Source organism: Octadecabacter antarcticus 307 (assembly GCF_000155675.2).
Lineage (GTDB): Bacteria > Pseudomonadota > Alphaproteobacteria > Rhodobacterales > Rhodobacteraceae > Octadecabacter > Octadecabacter antarcticus.
This window is the reverse complement of the sequence record NC_020911.1, coordinates 3,953,213-3,969,273: the sequence shown is the minus strand read 5'-3', so window position 1 is coordinate 3,969,273 and position 16,061 is coordinate 3,953,213. Positions and strand designations below refer to the sequence as shown.

12 protein-coding genes and 3 pseudogenes are annotated in these 16,061 nt (G+C 56.4%); 8 read left to right on the top strand and 7 right to left on the bottom strand.

Translation table 11 applies throughout. The features are described from left to right. Positions 1 to 248: 248 nt before the first annotated feature. Together gltX and OAN307_RS20290 are read left to right on the top strand one after the other, a co-directional pair. Positions 249 to 1,571, top strand: coding sequence for a glutamate--tRNA ligase (gltX, locus tag OAN307_RS20295; protein WP_015501399.1), 1,323 nt, complete (start codon positions 249 to 251; stop codon positions 1,569 to 1,571). Then, positions 1,571 to 2,977 carry an MATE family efflux transporter gene (locus OAN307_RS20290; RefSeq protein WP_044044130.1) on the top strand — a complete coding sequence of 469 codons (1,407 nt, stop codon included), beginning with the start codon at positions 1,571 to 1,573 and terminating at the stop codon, positions 2,975 to 2,977. Before gltX ends, OAN307_RS20290 begins: the two co-directional genes overlap by 1 nt. A 545-nt stretch (positions 2,978 to 3,522) precedes the next feature. Here OAN307_RS20290 and OAN307_RS20285 read toward each other — a convergent pair. Further along, positions 3,523 to 6,054 (bottom strand): ABC transporter permease, encoded by a 2,532-nt coding sequence (locus tag OAN307_RS20285; RefSeq protein WP_044044127.1) that lies wholly within the window; start codon positions 6,052 to 6,054, stop codon positions 3,523 to 3,525. Then, entirely contained in the window at positions 6,051 to 6,737 is a 687-nt protein-coding gene (locus tag OAN307_RS20280) for an ABC transporter ATP-binding protein (protein ID WP_015501396.1), read from the bottom strand. Before OAN307_RS20280 ends, OAN307_RS20285 begins: the two co-directional genes overlap by 4 nt. A gap of 40 nt (positions 6,738 to 6,777) precedes the next feature. Here OAN307_RS20280 and OAN307_RS20275 point away from each other — a divergent pair, with 40 nt between their 5' ends. Further along, positions 6,778 to 7,425, top strand: coding sequence for an arylesterase (locus OAN307_RS20275; RefSeq protein ID WP_245540907.1), 648 nt, complete (start codon positions 6,778 to 6,780; stop codon positions 7,423 to 7,425). 28 nt (positions 7,426 to 7,453) lie between these two features. Next, positions 7,454 to 7,765 carry a dodecin family protein gene (locus OAN307_RS20270; RefSeq protein WP_015501394.1) on the top strand — a complete coding sequence of 104 codons (312 nt, stop codon included), beginning with the start codon at positions 7,454 to 7,456 and terminating at the stop codon, positions 7,763 to 7,765. A 34-nt stretch (positions 7,766 to 7,799) separates the two neighbouring features. On the opposite strand, the gene OAN307_RS20265 is transcribed toward OAN307_RS20270, so the two are convergent. After that, complete coding sequence (locus OAN307_RS20265; RefSeq protein WP_015496137.1) at positions 7,800 to 8,006, bottom strand: cold-shock protein; 207 nt, start codon at positions 8,004 to 8,006, stop codon at positions 7,800 to 7,802. A gap of 260 nt (positions 8,007 to 8,266) precedes the next feature. On the opposite strand from OAN307_RS20265, the gene OAN307_RS20260 reads away from it, so the two are divergent. Then, positions 8,267 to 8,809 carry an alkylphosphonate utilization protein gene (locus OAN307_RS20260; RefSeq protein WP_245540906.1) on the top strand — a complete coding sequence of 181 codons (543 nt, stop codon included), beginning with the start codon at positions 8,267 to 8,269 and terminating at the stop codon, positions 8,807 to 8,809. A 7-nt stretch (positions 8,810 to 8,816) separates the two neighbouring features. Here the strand turns inward: OAN307_RS20260 and OAN307_RS20255 are convergent, their stop codons facing one another. Then, a complete protein-coding gene (locus tag OAN307_RS20255; protein ID WP_015501392.1) occupies positions 8,817 to 9,113 on the bottom strand; it encodes a DUF4145 domain-containing protein in 297 nt (98 codons plus the stop codon). A 149-nt stretch (positions 9,114 to 9,262) separates the two neighbouring features. On the opposite strand from OAN307_RS20255, the pseudogene OAN307_RS20250 reads away from it, so the two are divergent. Then, positions 9,263 to 9,895: pseudogene (locus tag OAN307_RS20250) on the top strand (IS30 family transposase); the annotation flags it as partial. A 161-nt stretch (positions 9,896 to 10,056) separates the two neighbouring features. Here OAN307_RS20250 and OAN307_RS20245 read toward each other — a convergent pair. Further along, complete coding sequence (locus OAN307_RS20245; RefSeq protein ID WP_015498511.1) at positions 10,057 to 10,998, bottom strand: IS1595-like element ISOan10 family transposase; 942 nt, start codon at positions 10,996 to 10,998, stop codon at positions 10,057 to 10,059. 120 nt (positions 10,999 to 11,118) lie between these two features. Here OAN307_RS20245 and OAN307_RS27115 point away from each other — a divergent pair. Both OAN307_RS27115 and tnpA read left to right on the top strand, forming a co-directional pair. Then, positions 11,119 to 11,526, top strand: a pseudogene (locus OAN307_RS27115) (IS30 family transposase); the annotation flags it as partial. Between the two features lie 83 nt (positions 11,527 to 11,609). Further along, positions 11,610 to 11,906, top strand: a pseudogene (gene tnpA, locus OAN307_RS20240) (IS200/IS605 family transposase); the annotation flags it as partial. Between the two features lie 471 nt (positions 11,907 to 12,377). Here the strand turns inward: tnpA and ettA are convergent. After that, complete coding sequence (gene ettA / locus OAN307_RS20235) at positions 12,378 to 14,033, bottom strand: energy-dependent translational throttle protein EttA (RefSeq protein WP_015501389.1); 1,656 nt, start codon at positions 14,031 to 14,033, stop codon at positions 12,378 to 12,380. Continuing rightward, complete coding sequence (locus tag OAN307_RS20230) at positions 13,972 to 15,972, bottom strand: putative bifunctional diguanylate cyclase/phosphodiesterase (RefSeq protein WP_015501388.1); 2,001 nt, start codon at positions 15,970 to 15,972, stop codon at positions 13,972 to 13,974. Before OAN307_RS20230 ends, ettA begins: the two co-directional genes overlap by 62 nt. Positions 15,973 to 16,061 lie beyond the last annotated feature (89 nt).

The following is a 16,061-nucleotide window of genomic DNA, read 5'->3' as shown; positions in this document are numbered from 1 at the left end:
ATGCTGAGGCATCAGGATTTCGGTTTGATTTTGGACCGCTTGGGCAAACACAAGAAAGCGAGGGCGTTTCTGTATATCAACAAGCTGGCCGATGTGGACATGGCTGTGGTTCAATAGAACGTGTGCGCTTGTTTGACAATCTGGGTCGGTCGTGGCCATTTAAGGCGAGCTAGAGTAGTAGGAAATATGGACATCGCGGCCGCGCTGTGAAAAGCCGGATGCAACCTTTCATACCGGAAATTATTACCATGACCACGACCCGTTTCGCCCCGTCCCCTACAGGTTATTTACACATTGGTAACCTGCGGGCGGCGTTGTTTAATCACGCAATTGCGCGCCGCGCGGGTGGGACGTTTATCTTGCGGATCGACGACACAGACCCAGAGCGATCAAAGCAGGAATATGTCGACGGGATCATGGAAGACCTGACGTGGTTGGGGATTTCTTGGGACCAGATTGAGTATCAATCCAAACGATTGGATCGCTATGACGCAGCGCGCGACGCGCTGATTGCGTCGGGTCGGTTGTATGAGTGTTTTGAGACGCCGGTTGAACTGGACCTTAAGCGCAAGAAGCAGCTGAATATGGGGAAACCGCCGGTTTATGACCGCGCTGCATTGAATTTGACCGCTGATCAGATCGTTGCGTATCGCGCTGAGGGGCGCACAGGGCATTGGCGCTTTAAGCTCGATCAGAAGCGTACCGAGTGGGTTGATGGTATTTTGGGTGCAATTTCGATTGATGCGGCGTCGGTGTCTGATCCTGTGCTGATCCGTGGTGATGGGCAGTATTTGTACACGCTGGCATCTGTCGTGGATGACACGGAAATGAAGGTCACGGATGTTGTGCGTGGGTCCGACCATGTGACGAATACGGCGACACAAATACAGATGATCCAAGCGCTGGGCGGTACTGTTCCGACGTTCGCGCATCATTCCCTGTTGACGGGTCCGCAGGGTGAGGCGCTGTCCAAACGTCTTGGGACGTTGGCGCTGCGTGATTTGCGCAAAAACGGCATTGCGCCGATGGCGATCCTGAGTCTTATGGCGCGGCTGGGGTCGTCTGATCCTGTTGAATTGCGTGAAACGGTTGAGGAGGTCGTGGCTGGGTTCGAGATGTCGAAATTCGGCTCTGCTCCGACGAAATTCGATGCGGATGATTTGGGTCCGTTGACCGCCCGTTGGTTGGCGGCACGCCCGTTTGCAGATGTCGCCGACGCGGTTGCCGCGTTGGGTGTGCCTGTGCTGTTGGGTGAACGATTCTGGAACGTGGTGCGCGAAAACATCGCATCTTTGGATGACATGGGCGATTGGTGGGCGGTGTTTCGCGATGGTGCCGCGCCGCAGATTGCAGATGAGGACGCGGAATTTGTGCCGCAGGCGTTGGCGTTGTTGGGTGATCCGCCCTACGCGGATGACACATGGGGCACATGGACTGCGGCCGTAAAGGACGTGACGGGCCGCAAGGGTAAGGGGCTGTTTATGCCGCTGCGCCATGCGGTTACGGGCGTGACGCGCGGGCCCGAAATGGCGGATGTAATGCCGCTGTTGCAGACAAAGCCGAAAGCGTAATGGCAGCGGGCGCGGAAAACGCACAAGCGAAATTCCTGAGCGGGTCGCTGATGCGCCACATCTCGGTCATGGCATTCACGTCGTCGGTCGGGTTGATGGCGGTGTTCATGGTTGATTTTATTGACATGATTTTCATCTCAATGCTCGGCAAAGCGGAATTGGCGGCGGCTGTCGGATATGCTGGTGCAATTTTGTTTTTCACGTCGTCATTTGGGATCGGCATGGCGATTGCGGGGGGCGCGTTGGTCGCACGATCCTTGGGTGAGGGTGATACGGTTTTGGCCCAGCGGCGCGCGACGAACGTGCTGGTCTTTGGTGCCCTGTTCGGCGCGATTTTTGCGGGCGTTGTCTGGTTCAATCTGGACCCGATTGTTGCTTTGGTCGGCGCGACGGGTGCGACTGCTGACCTGGCTGTGAGTTATCTGGCAATCATCATCCCGTCATTGCCATTGTTACTGGTCGGCATGGTCGGTGGTGCGATTTTGCGCGCCCATGGTGACGCGCAACGGTCGATGATGGCGACGATCATTGGCGCTTGTGTGAATGCGGTTCTGGACCCGATCCTGATCTTTGGGTTCGGGTTGGAATTGCAAGGTGCTGCCTGGGCCAGCGTTGCGGCGCGGGTGGCGATTGGTGTCAGTGCTTTGGTGCCGATTGTTCGCTATTATGGTGGCTTTGGACGCCCTGATCTGTCGAACATGTTGCCGGATCTACGCCCAGTTTTGATTGTTGCGTTTCCGGCGATCTTGACGCAATTGGCCACCCCCATCGGGCAGGCCTATGTCACTCGGTCCATGGCGGCGTTTGGTGAAGATGCCGTTGCTGGGATGGCGATTGTGGGCCGTCTGACGCCAGTGGCTTTTGCGATTATTTTTGCGCTTTCGGGGGCCATTGGGCCGATCATCGGACAGAATTTTGGCGCCGGTCAGCCTGACCGTGTCAAACGGGCGTTTCGTGAAGGGCTAATTTTTACGGGCATTGTTGTTGTGGTCGTGTCCGGCCTGTTGTTCACCGCGCGGCCCTTGCTGGAGATGCTGTTTGTGCTGGACGGCCCCGCGCGCAGGTTGGTGTTTTTGTTCGCTGGACCGTTGAGCCTGCTTTGGTTTTTCAACGGTATGATCTTTGTGTCCAACGCGGCCTGCAATAACATGGGCCACCCATTTTATTCGACGTTGGTGAATTGGGGCCGGCATACGATTGGCACGGTCCCGTTTGTGATCGTGTTTTCGGTGTGGTTCGGGGCAGGTGGGGTGTTGATCGGGCAGGCTGTGGGCGGAATTCTATTTGGGTTTATCGCGTTGATCGTGGCCTACCGAGTCATGCGGGCTGGTGGTGGCGGGGATGCTGGCGCGGATGGCATCGAAAAGCAGGCGCGCACTTTGGGCTGGTTGCACCGGAACCGATAGGGTCGCGAGTGTGGCGTCCACGATAGCGCGGGTGTCGCGATGTAGCGGCTGTGCGCGCGGATAAAGCGGATCGGCGCGGTCATCAAGGATCGGGCCCCAGCCTGTCGTGGTGGCGAAGAAATGCGCGGGGCCGCCAGAATTTGGGTTTCCGCCCATAAGGGTGATATGACCCGCAATGACGACATCAAGATAGCTGAGCAAAATTGGATGACCCGTGCTGGGCGGCGCTATATGATCGGGGTTTGCTTCGTAAACGACGGTCGACTGGTCGAACTGGGCGCTGACATCGCGGCGCAGGTAGGCGTGTTCGCGCAGGTCCAGTGCAGTCCAGTCGCCGCGCGGAACCTGCGCGGTTATGCCGTGAAGCGTGGTGTGCGTGCAGGGTTGCACAGACAGAAACGCGACGGGGCGTGCCAATGCATGCCGCCACACGCGTCGCCATCCGGTAAGGGTCGCGGGCGTTGGGTCAGGATAGTCATGGGTCGCCAGATTGACGAGGCTGCCGTAGCCAAAGAAACGCGCGGCAGTAGAAACTGAAGGCTGGGTCATTCGCGCGATCTTAGGACGTGGGCGGGTTTGGCGGCAAGGGCGCGCCATGCAAACGCAAGACCCGCCAGCAACGTCGCCGCCATGCCGCCCAAGATGATTGCGCCCGCCGATGTCCAGATCGGGGTGTAGCCAGTTTCCATGATGAACGTTGAAACCGCCCAGCCGCCCAATATCCCTGCGGCGAGCGCGACAAGACCCGCCGCCAGGCCGAGGAGGGCAGAGCGCAGAGCGAAGCTGCGCAGGATGGTGGCGCGCGATGCACCTAGCGTTTTCAGTACTGCGGCCTCAAACGTGCGGGCGGGCATCCCTGCGGCTGCGGCACCAATCAGGACAAGGAATCCGGTGAGCAAGGTTGCGAGTGCGCCGTAGCGGGTGGCTGCGGAAATGCCACCGAGCAATTGCACGACCTGGTCAATCGCATCGCGCACGCGGATCGCGGTGATATTTGGGTAGGCGGTGGCGAGGTCGCGCAGAATGGCGGCTTCGGCTTCGGGTTCACTGTAGACTGTGCTGATCCAGGAATGTGGTGCGCCTTGTAAGGCGGCGGGGTTCATTGACATTATAAAGCCGATGCCTGCGTCCTCGAACGAAACCTCGCGGAAGTTGGCGATGGTCGCGGTGATGTCACGTCCCAAGATGTTGGTGGTGATCGTGTCGCCGATATTCAGGCCCATTTCGATCGCTTCTTCGGTTGCGAAACTGATCAGCGGCGGGCCCGCGTAATCGGCTGGCCACCACTCTCCGTCTGTGATGATCGTACCATCCCCGGGCAGGTTGGAATAGGTCACGCCGCGGTCGCCTTGCAGCACCCAGTGATCGGTGAAATCGCCTGCGGACTGGCCGTTGATCTGGGTGATGATGCCGCGCAGCATGGGGACGGCCTCGTAGTTTGACACCTGCGGATCGTTGTCCAGCCGCTCGCGGAACCCGTCGATTTGATCGGGCTGGATGTCCACAAAGAAATAGCTGGGCGCGATGTCGGGCAATTCATTGGCGATAGCGCTGCGCAGGTTGCCGTCGATCTGCCCGACAGCGGCAAGAACGGCAAGACCAAGGCCAAGGGAGAGGACCACGGAGGTGGTTTCACCGCCCCGCGCGCCGATGGAGGCGAGGGCGAAACGCAGCGCGGGGCGACCGCGTGATAAACGTCTGAATTTCAGGGCAGTGAACCGCGCGACGGCTGCGGCTGCGACCAGAAGGGCGAGGGCAAACAGGATGCCGCCCACCGTCCACAGGGTCAGGAAGGCGGTACCGGAGAATATGATCGCTGTGCCAATGAGGGTTGCGAGCAGCAGCAGCGTGATGATGAGGTATTTGGTCGCAGGAAGGGTTTTGCCCGCGCCGAAGGCGTCACGAAACAGGGTTGCAGGTTTAATGTCTTCGGTGCGGGCCAGTGGCCAGAGGGTGAAGATGAGCGCGGCAAGGACGCCGTAGATTGCAGCCTCAAACAATGGCGCAGCGTGGAGCGTGAAATCGGCTGGGATCGGCAAGCGGGACTCAATAAGGGGGGCGAAGGCCAGTGGAATAGCGACACCTAAGACCACGCCGATTGCGACGCCAACGATGGTGAGGATGCCAATTTGTAGGAAATAGGTTAGGAAAATTGTGCGCCGTGTCGCGCCGAGGGTTTTCAGGATCGCGATGACGTTCGATTTACCGCTTAGGTAGGAGCGTACGGCGGCGGAAACACCGACACCACCAACAGCAAGGCCCGACAGCCCGATCAGAATCAAGAACGCGGCGATCCGATCAACAAAACGCGCAATACCGGGGGCACCTGCGCGGGCGTCGCGCCAGCGCAGGCCAGAGTTTTCGAACAGAGTTTCGGCTTGGTTTTCGAGGCTTTCGAGGTCTGCGTTGTCCGCAAGATCAAGGCGATAGTTACTTTCCATCAGGGTGCCTTTCGCAAGAAGGCCAGAGTTTTCGAGGTCGTCAAGCAACACCAGCGTGCGAGGGCCAAGGCCAAATCCGCCGCCTGAATTGTCGGGGTAAGACACAAGGATCGCGGAGAGGACGAAGGTCTGTTCGCCCAGTTTGAACCTGTCACCAGCCGTGAGCGCAAGTCGGTCGGCAAGGGCGCGTTCCATGACGCCGCCAGGGAACGTGGCATTGCCTGCAAAGGCATCAGCCAGTGGCATAGCCGGATCGAGTGTGGTTTCGCCGATGAGCGGGTACAAATTGTCCACCGCCTGTACTTGGGTCAGGCCGCGTTCGACGGTGTCGCGTTCAACCACAACCATGGAGCGGAAATCAGTGGTTTCCGAAACGCGGGTCGCAATGGATGCCATCCAAGCACGTTCTTCGGGTTCAGCAAACCGGTAGGTGAAGCGCACGACGGCTTCACCACCAAGAAGGGCGGCACCATTGGCGGCTAGGCCCGCCTGGATGGAGGCGCGCACGGTGCCGACAGCGGCGATGGCCGCGACGCCAAGGGCGAGGCACGCAAGGAAGATGCGAAAGCCGTGAAGCCCACCGCGCAGTTCACGTTTGGCAAAGGTCCATGCAACGAAAAATGTGGACGGGGTCATTCAGCCGCGGCCTGAAGCGTATCGATATGTCCGTCGCGTAAGCGGATCACACGGTCACAGCGCGCCGCGAGTTCGTTTGAGTGCGTGACCATGATCAGCGTTGCGCCGTGTTGTTCGCGCAGATCAAACAACATGTCGATGATAGCTGCACCATTGGTTTCATCAAGGTTTCCAGTAGGTTCATCGGCCAAAAGCAGTTTTGGGCGGGTGACGGACGCGCGGGCCAGCGCGACACGTTGTTGTTCACCGCCTGACATCTGCGCGGGGTAATGCGTTGCACGATTGGAAAGGCCGACGGCGGCAAGTTCAGCGTTGGCGCGGTCATAGGCATCGCGCACACCAGCCAGTTCCAGCGGCGTCGCGACGTTTTCCAGCGCGGTCATTGTGGGAATGAGGTGGAAGGATTGAAACACCACCCCCATATTACACTGACGAAAGCGCGCAAGTTCGTCTTCACCCAAGTGTGTGATGTCTGTTCCGAGCGCTGTGATAGACCCAGACGACGCGGTTTCAAGCCCGCCCATCAACATCAGGAGAGATGATTTGCCAGATCCACTCGGCCCGACGAGCCCAAGCGTTTCACCCTTTTTCACCGTGAGCGAAATGTCGTGCAGGATGTCAACCGTACCGGCGTTGCCTGACAGCGAAAGGGAGACATTGGAGAGCGAGAGGGCATCAGTCATCGGGGTGGCCTTTGGCTTGTTCGGGTCAGTTTCATATGGAGTGTTACGCGCTGGTCGCAACCTTGGATTGGGTTTGATTTTAAGCACCGGTGCGCTGGCAGGTGCGGCGCAGGCAGAGACAGTGACCATTGCCGCATTGGGGGATTCTTTGACCCAAGGCTATGGATTGCCAATGGAGGAAGGGTTTGTGCCGCAGCTGGAGGCATGGTTGCGGGCGCGCGGGGCCGATGTGAAGGTGATCAACGCAGGCGTATCTGGCGACACGACGGCGGGGGGGCTCAGCCGTGCGGCATGGACACTGACGCCAAACGTTGATGCGATGATCGTGAATTTGGGTGGCAATGATTTGTTGCGCGGTATTAATCCGGACGTGAGCCGTGCGAATTTAGATGCGATTCTGCGCGCGGCGGTGGATGCTGGTGTCGAGGTGTTGTTGGTCGGGTTGGATGCGCCCAGTAATTATGGCCCCGCGTATGAGGCCGCGTTTGATGCGATGTATCCGGAGCTGGCGCAGATCTACGGGCTAGACCTTTATGCAAATTTCTTTGCACCGTTGGAGGATGGCACCGATCTGGCAGCTGTGCGTTTGTTGTATATGCAAAGTGATGGCATTCACCCTAGCGCTTTAGGTGTGGAAAAAATTGTGAATGGCATTGGGCCGTCGGTCCTTAGCCTGATTGCCCAATAATCTGAACGGGGACAATCTGAATGCTGGCGTGGACGTCCGCAAACCACACGGCTCACGTGATCAAATAACCAACTGGCATAAGCCTACGTTTAATTCAGTCGCAAAAGTTATCGCGATCATCTGTTCGTCTTCCAAGTCGTTTGATGACGCCTTTGAGAATGGCATCCAACGCGCATCCAAATCGCTTAAAGGGATCATGGGTGCGTGGGTCGCGGGCCAGAAAGTCACCGTGAGCGATGGAAAAATCGACAAATACCGCGTCGTTCTGAAGGTCACGTTCACTTTGGCTGACCAAGCCGTTGCACTGACAAACGAACACAAAAAAAGGCGGCTCCCATAGGAACCGCCCTTCATAAGGTCCGTAGACCTAAAATTTATGCGAGTGCGAGATTAACCGCGGACTCACGACCGTCGCGACCGGCTTCAACGTCAAAAGTTACCTTTTGATCGTCTGCCAGACCTGTGAGGCCGGAACGCTCAACTGCGGAGATGTGAACGAAAACGTCCTTGCCGCCAGTTTCAGGAGCGATAAAGCCGAAGCCTTTTGTTGTGTTGAACCATTTGACTGTACCGTTGGCCATGTCATGTCTTCCTTTAGAACGTACTGCCCGCGTTGTGCGGCAGCTTGGCGTAGTCAGTGCTAGATCGATTGACGGTCGCCGATGAAGGAAGACAGTGGTCGAGATAGAATAACGTTTGCAAAGTATCATATGGGGCAGGTTGGGCCGTTTGGCAAGGGGTAAGGCCGCACATTCACGTTGTTGGCGAATTACCGCCAAGGTTGAAAAGGGTTGCAGTTGGCCCCGCATAGGTATCTGACAGGCACGAAATTGCCCCTGAAATGCTGAAGGATATTGCGATGCGCTGGGATGAATTGATGGACCGCGCGGGAAGTGCTTGCGAATTTTGCGGCGGGGCGGATGGTTTGGTGAGTGTTGACGTCCCACCTGAGGATCAGGTGCTGTTGTGTCCCGCCTGTCGCGGTGAGGGCGATGTGCCCGCCGCCCATTGGCGCTGTCTCGAAGGGGCGATGTGGTCTGTCGAGTCATCGGTGCAGATCGCCGTGTGGCGGCGTCTCGGTGAGATCGATGAGATGTGGGCGACGGATGCGCGCGACAGCATGATGATGGAGCCTGAGGTTATGGCGCTGGCCGAAGCGTCGGCGCTGGTGGTGGAACATTTCGACAGCAACGGCATGCGGCTGGAACACGGCGATACGGTCGTTTTGGTAAAGGATTTGGTAGTGAAGGGCGCGGGGTTTACCGCCAAACGCGGCACGGCGGTGCGCAATATCTCACTGGTGCCGGAGAATGCGGCGCATATTGAAGGCAAGGTTGAGGGTCAGAGGATTGTGATATTGACGGAGTTTGTGAAGCGGAAGTGAGGGGAAATTAGTCGCCTCCTTTCGCCTTCAAATCCTCTTTACTCGTTGCCAATGCCTTTAGCTTGCCGAAACGGGCCGTGCGAGTATTTCTTGAAACATACCACTCATCAACAAACGACTCGATCAATTCAATTAGCAACTGAGCTTCCTCTGGTTCGACCGAAACGATAACACCAATATCTTTTTCCATGTGCGCACCGATATTGCCAATTTTTCGCACATGGTCAATCGCTTCCACACTATCGTCGGATACGCCCTTAGGTGCATCGTCAGCGTCAATGCGCCGCCCAAGTTCATTTTCCACCTAATGGATCGAAACCACCGGCTTCTAGCCGGTCAGCTTCAGCGAATCTATGATTGATCTTCTCTCCTGAATTTTGAAACCCGCATTAGCAGCTTAGGCTCAAGATTGAAGTGCGACACCTGCCGCTGAGAGCGTCATAGGATGTTGCTATGGAAAGTCACTACAAACACCTGGACGCCGAGGAACGAGGAACGAGGCGTAATCTTTGCAGAACATCAACGTGGCTCGAGCCTGCGTGAGATTGGCCGCCTTCTGGGGAGGCATCATGGCACCATCGGGCATGAATTGAAGCGGCGCGGCGCGTCCGATAGCTACGATCCCCAAGAGGCGCGGCGTGCTCATGATATGGCACAACGGCGCTCTGGTCGGCGGCGGAAGCTGGCCCCTGGTGCCCCGTTTTATGATTGGGTGCGCAACCGTCTGATCTATTGGTGCTGGTCGCCAGAGCAGATCGCGGCCAGATTACGGCTCATGCATCTAGATGATCTCAGTCAGCGCATTAGCCACGAAGCGATCTATGCTGCGATCTACGCTCAGCCACGTGGCGGATTGAAGGCGCTGATGATTGAGGCGCTGCGGCGGGCCAAACCAAAACGCGGTGCTCAAAGCACCAGCTTAGCGGGCTCCGCTATGGTGCCGGAAACGTTGCGTATTATCCATCGTCCCGAAGACATCGAGGCACGTCTGGTTCCTGGCCACTGGGAAGGAGACTTGATTAAGGGGCTTTCAATCGCTCAGCGATAGGTACGGTGGTGGAACGCAAGACGCGCTTCGTCATTCTCAGAAGTTCAAGCGCCAAGCAAAGGCTTATCCCTTTTAGTCCGGTTGCCCCACATGTTGACGCGGCGCAGAACCTCGCCCTTGTGGCTTGAGAGGCGGATCGGATCAGTTTGTAACATCTGGTGGGTTTATGGGGCGTGGCTTTTGCCGTGAACAAGGGCCTTCAGGCGCGCTGTTCAACAAAATCACGATATGTCGCTGGGCCAATACCAACACCGATCCCCAGCAGCGTGTCGAAGGCGCTTCGCATGTGTCGCCGTCGGTTCCAGCGGAACACAAATTCGTCGAGATAGCGTTGCAGATGGCATTTTCTGAGGCCGTGGAAGACGCCTTTTGCCCACGTTTTTAGGTTGGAGAACACGCGGTGGACCCAGTGGAGTATGTCATGTGCCTTCTTGCCGCTGACGACCTTCGCCTCATGCGTGTTTGCAGGGGGATTTTCGTAACCTAGCCAGCCATCCGTGATGACGTGAGCGCCAGGCTCTACAGCCTGACCAATGAACCCGTGTAGCGTCTTTGATGCGCCGTCGGGAATGTGTTTCATCCTGATACGGCGCGGATGTCCGTCTCTTGATAACTCGACGGCGCAGACGACAAACATCTTTCCGACCGGGCTCCGCCCACCCTTTGGCCGGTCCTCGGGATCATGCCGGGACCGGAACGGAATCTCTGTTTCATCGATCTCGACAAGGTCTTTCAGGGGGTTGCGGTCAGGGTTGACCATCGACCGCCGCAGCTTTTGCAAGAGGAGCCACGCCGTCTTGTAGCTGCCAAGGCCAAGTTGCGCCTGAAGTTGCAGCGCTGACATGCCGTTGGAATGGCTGGTGATGATGTGCGCGGCAAGAAACCAAATTCGCAACGGCAAATGGCTGCTGTGCATCACCGTGCCAGCCGTCACGGATGTCTGCCGTGCGCAACCGGCACATTCCCAAGTCGCGCGATTTCGCTTTAACGGCCAGCCCTTGCAGGTGCCACAGGAAGGACACACAAAGCCCTCAGGCCAACGATGTTCCGCCAGATAATGCGAACACGCTTCCTCATCAGAAAACCTGGCGTCGAACGCCGGGCGGGACATGGGTTTGTCGTTTTTCCATCTGGCTGGCATGGGTAGAACAATACAAGAACATTGTAGATTGGCAAGCCGCTTCACACTACATCAGGTGCCGCCGGAGCAAAGGGGATAAGCCTTCGCCAAGCAATTGATCCGGGGGATCAATTGTAGCACAGAACGCAGGGTTGTACCGCCAATGCTGCTCTCGAGGGCTTTACGCGGCAAATGAAACGTCTGCCCGTGGCGTTGCGCCGCTCGATGACCTATGATCGTGGTTCTGACCCTCTCATGGTTTGCGAGCAAACCACTGCCGGGCAGTGGATGGCTTGCCACCCAGAACTCTCTCGCCGTCTGAAGGTCGACATCTGGTTTTGTGACCCCCACACCCCGTGGCAACGCGGTTCAAACAAAAATACAAACGGGCTGCTACGCCAGTTTTTCCCGAAAGGAACTGACCTGGGCTGCCTCAGTCAAGCCGCCCTGAACGACGTCGCACGCCTGATGAACGACCGACCTCGTAAGACACTAGGATGGAGAACTCCCGCTGAAGCCATGGCCGAAGATCTTACGGCCATTAAAACAATTAATCGTCGCACTTCAATCTTGGATCCAAGCAGTATGGTTTCAAAATTCAGGAGAGAAGATCATGCGTTATTCCTCATCCGCGCACACGCGAGATTATCATGCAAACATGCGCCGAAATGGGCGTCCATATCGTAAAAGGTGTGCTGGGACGCGATCATGTGCACATGTTCCTGTCGATCCCACCAAAACTGTCCCTGTCCAACGTTATGCAACGCATAAAGGGCCGCTCGTCGCGCCGCATCCAGATGGAATTCCCTGAGTTGCGCAAGCGCTACTGGGGCAGGCGGTTTTGGGCACGCGGATATTTCTCAACCACCTCTGGAAATGTGACTGACGACGTCATCACACAGTATCTGGAATTGCATTCCTCTAAATGATGCTGCCGGCGTCAGCCGGTAGTCCTTCACTTATTTCGTCAACTAAACGTCCCTTTGAGATGCCACAAAAATCTCTAATCATTCCTTGAATGCATCGCCGTGCAAGAGTGGCTGACGCTTTTGGACTTAAGTCCCTAATCAGGCATGCCTCAGCGTAGTCCTCTCTCAGAACTTGAGGGATGTAGTCAGGTTGAACCTTTGTTATGCTGTCTGGAACAATTTTCTTCGAAAGGGTCGTTTGGGGGTCATAGATTTAAAACCAATCTGACCGGTCTTGGCGGCAATAACTTCCGCCGTAACCTGAACCTTCTTACAACTTTCGTTGGAACAGCCAACTGCAATTCCACGCAGCCCCATTGGGCCTCCGGCACAGTCGTGGATTTCAAAAGCAATCTCGACGGTACTTGTTTTAACCCTTGTCACCGTTTGGTGCAGGCCACAAAATGGACAGGTCCATATACTCATGACTATTTATCTCACGAATTTCTTATGCTTCATCCGCTTCGGCTCCATCGCATCAGTTCCTAAGCGCTTTCTTTTGTCTTCTTCGTAGTCCTCAAAGTTGCCGTTGAAGAATTCGACGTGGGCTTCGCCTTCAAATGCGAGGATGTGGGTGCAAATCCGGTCGAGGAAGAAGCGGTCGTGGGAGATGACCACGGCGCAGCCTGCGAAATCGACGATGGCGTCTTCGAGGGCGCGCAGGGTTTCAACGTCGAGGTCGTTGGTAGGTTCGTCAAGTAACAGGACGTTTCCGCCTGATTTCAACAGCTTGGCCATGTGGACGCGGTTGCGTTCACCGCCCGACAGGATGCCGACCTTTTTCTGCTGATCGCCGCCTTTGAAGTTGAACGCGGAGCAGTAGGCGCGGGAGTTCATTTCTGCGTCGCCAAGTTTGATGACCTCAGCGCCGCCAGTGATTTCTTCCCAGACGGTGACATCTGCGTCCAGCGCGTCGCGGGATTGATCGACGTAGGACATCTGCACGGTGTCGCCAAAACTAACGGTTCCGGAATCCGGTTCGGCCTGCCCTGTGAGCATGGAAAACAGCGTTGATTTACCCGCGCCGTTTGGCCCAATGACGCCGACGATCCCACCGGGCGGGAGTTCAAACGACAGGTTCTCGATCAGGAGTTTGTCGCCCATCGCTTTGGTGAGGTTTTCAACCTCAATCACCTTTTCACCAAGACGTTGGCCGTTGGGAATGATGATCTGCGCACGGCCCATCTTTTCGCGTTCGGACTGATTGGCAAGGTCGTTATAGGCCGAAATACGCGCCTTGGATTTGGCCTGACGGGCTTTGGCACCTTGGCGCATCCATTCCAGTTCGCGTTCCAGCGTGCGCTGCTTGGATTTGTCGTCCTTGGCTTCCTTGGACAGACGTTTTGCCTTGGCTTCCAACCAGCTGGAATAGTTGCCTTCGTGCGGAACGCCCGAGCCACGGTCGAGTTCCAAAATCCAGCTGGTGATTGCATCAAGGAAGTAGCGATCGTGGGTGACGATCAGGATTGTGCCTTTATAATCAACGAGGTGCTGTTGCAGCCATGCGATTGTTTCGGCGTCGAGGTGGTTTGTCGGTTCGTCCAACAGCAACATGTCTGGCGCGTCGAGGAGGAGTTGGCACAGGGCGACGCGACGTTTTTCACCGCCCGACAGTGTTGTGACGTCGGCATCATCGGCGGGGCAGCGCAACGCCTCCATGCTCACATCGATCTGCGCATCGAGGTCCCAGAGGTTTTGGGCGTCAATCTCATCCTGAAGCTGAGCCATTTCGTCCGCTGTTTCGTCAGAATAGTTCATCGCAAGATCATTGTAGCGATTTAGAATATCCTGCTTGGCCTTCACGCCGAGCATGACGTTTTCGCGCACGGTTAGCGTCGCGTCGAGTTCTGGTTCCTGCGGCAGATAGCCAACGGTCGCGCCCTCTGCGGCCCATGCCTCACCCTGAAATTCTTTGTCTTGACCGGCCATTATCCGCATCAGGGTTGATTTACCCGTGCCGTTCACGCCGACGACGCCTATTTTAACGCCGGGCAGGAAGTTCAGGCGGATGTTTTCGAATACCTTTTTACCACCGGGGTAGGTTTTGGACACACCGTCCATAAAGTAAACATATTGATAGGCGGCCATGTGTCTGTTCCCCTGATATTGCGAATATTCGTGCCGTGGATACGCGCGTGGTCAGGTCGGCGCAATGGGGGGGGTTATACGCGCATGGGGCGGTCTTGAAGTTGGCGATCTTGCAGCCCAGTCCATCAGGTCGTCGGATGGCAGGGGGGGGCGAAAGCCAGTAGCCTTGGATCACGCTGCAGCCCATGGCCTGAAGAGCCTTGGCGGTGGCCAGGTCTTCGACGCCTTCGGCAATAACGTTGAGGCCAAGATCGTTGGACAGTTCGACGATTTTGCGCACGATCTTACGACTGGTTGCATCGCCCAACAGATTCGTTACGAGGCCGCGATCAATTTTCACCCCTGTGACATCGAGTTTGGCAAGGTGGGACAGGCCCGCAAATCCGACGCCGAAATCATCAAGGTAAACCTGAAACCCGGCTTCATGCAAATCGCGGATGATGGCGGCGTGTGATGCTGTTTCGGACGCGTCACCGAAATTCGTGTTTTCCAATACTTCGATGATGACCTGTGCGCGGTCGATGCCAGCGGCCTCAACCCCCCAAATGAGGCGCCGGATGAAGTCTGGATGGCTCAGCAATTCGGGGGACGCGTTGAACGCTATGCCAATGTCACTGAATCCTGCGAGATTGAGCTTTTGTTTTTGGGTCAGGGCAGCGGTCATCGACCACAGATCCAATGCCCCCAAAAGCCCCAGTTCTTTGACCATCGGCAGGAAATCGTCGGGGGCGATGACGCCATCAACGGGATGGGTCCATCGTACAAGCGTTTCCATGCCGATAATCTGGCCTGTCTCAATCGACATGGTTGGTTGGAACCAATAGTCCATGGTTCCGGTGTCGATGGTATCCGCAAGTTCGATGGCACGGCGGCTTTGGAAGGTGTTACGATCGTGCAGGGCTTGGTCATAGAGCGCCACTTGATTGCGGCCTGCGCGCTTAGCCTCATAGAGTGCAAAGTCAGCCTGAACCAGCAGACTTTCAGCCGTAGTATTCTCGGATCGAGAGATTGCGGCGCCGATGCTCGCCTCGATCTGTAAAATTCGGTTGCACCATTCAAAAGGCATTGAAATGGCTTGGAGCAGTCGTGCGCTGAAGCCGTCCAAATAGGCCAAGTCTGCGGTGTTGGGGCAGACTACGACAAATTCGTCACCGCCTACGCGGGCCAATAAGTCGCCGTCACGTATGTTTTGACGGATGACGTCTGCCGTGGGGGTAAGTACCGCGTCACCACCAGAATGGCCATGGGTATCGTTTATAGCCTTGAAGCTATCCAGATCAATATGCAAAAGCCCGACCGGAGCGCCGTCACCGGAGCGCAGGGCATCGCCGATAAACGTCTGGAAAACCGCGCGATTGGGCACGCCTGTCAACCCGTCATGGGTGGCTTCATGTTCAAGGCGTTGACCGATTTCGTTCAGCTGATTTTGACGTTCTATCTGCTCTGTCACGTCACGACACACCGCAATTGCACTTTCGCGTCCGTCAGCCGATTTGTGAAACGACACGCTGAGTTGAATCCAAAACAAGTCCCCAAGGGCATTTTGGTTCTGGAACAGATGCAGCCTCCCCTCAGTTATATCTATATCAAAGTCGGTTTCTTCAATTTCTTCAGGCGTGAGGGCCCTGTCGGGCGGCAAGACAAATTCCAGTGGGTTGCGGCCAATGACGTCTCCAGGGGTCATACAATGCATTTTGCAGTAGGCCGGATTGCACCAGATTATGCGTCCGCGCATATCTTGCAGGATAAGTCCGTCAGACGCATTTTCGCAGGCCAGCCGATAGTGTTCGGATTGCCGGATTGTCGCCGCGACCTCATGTCTTGCGTCGTGGACATAGGATTGTAGCAAGGCGTTTTCCCGAAAGACCTGCCAGAGCAGTGGGGCCAACACCAGTATCACGGCGATCAGCCCTATATATGTGACGACGAAATAGGACACGCATCTGCCTTAACATGAATTGTGACGTCACCTTACTGGCAAGGAGTTGTTTCATTGTTAATGGCTTGGCAAAAAGTGGCGCGTGAACG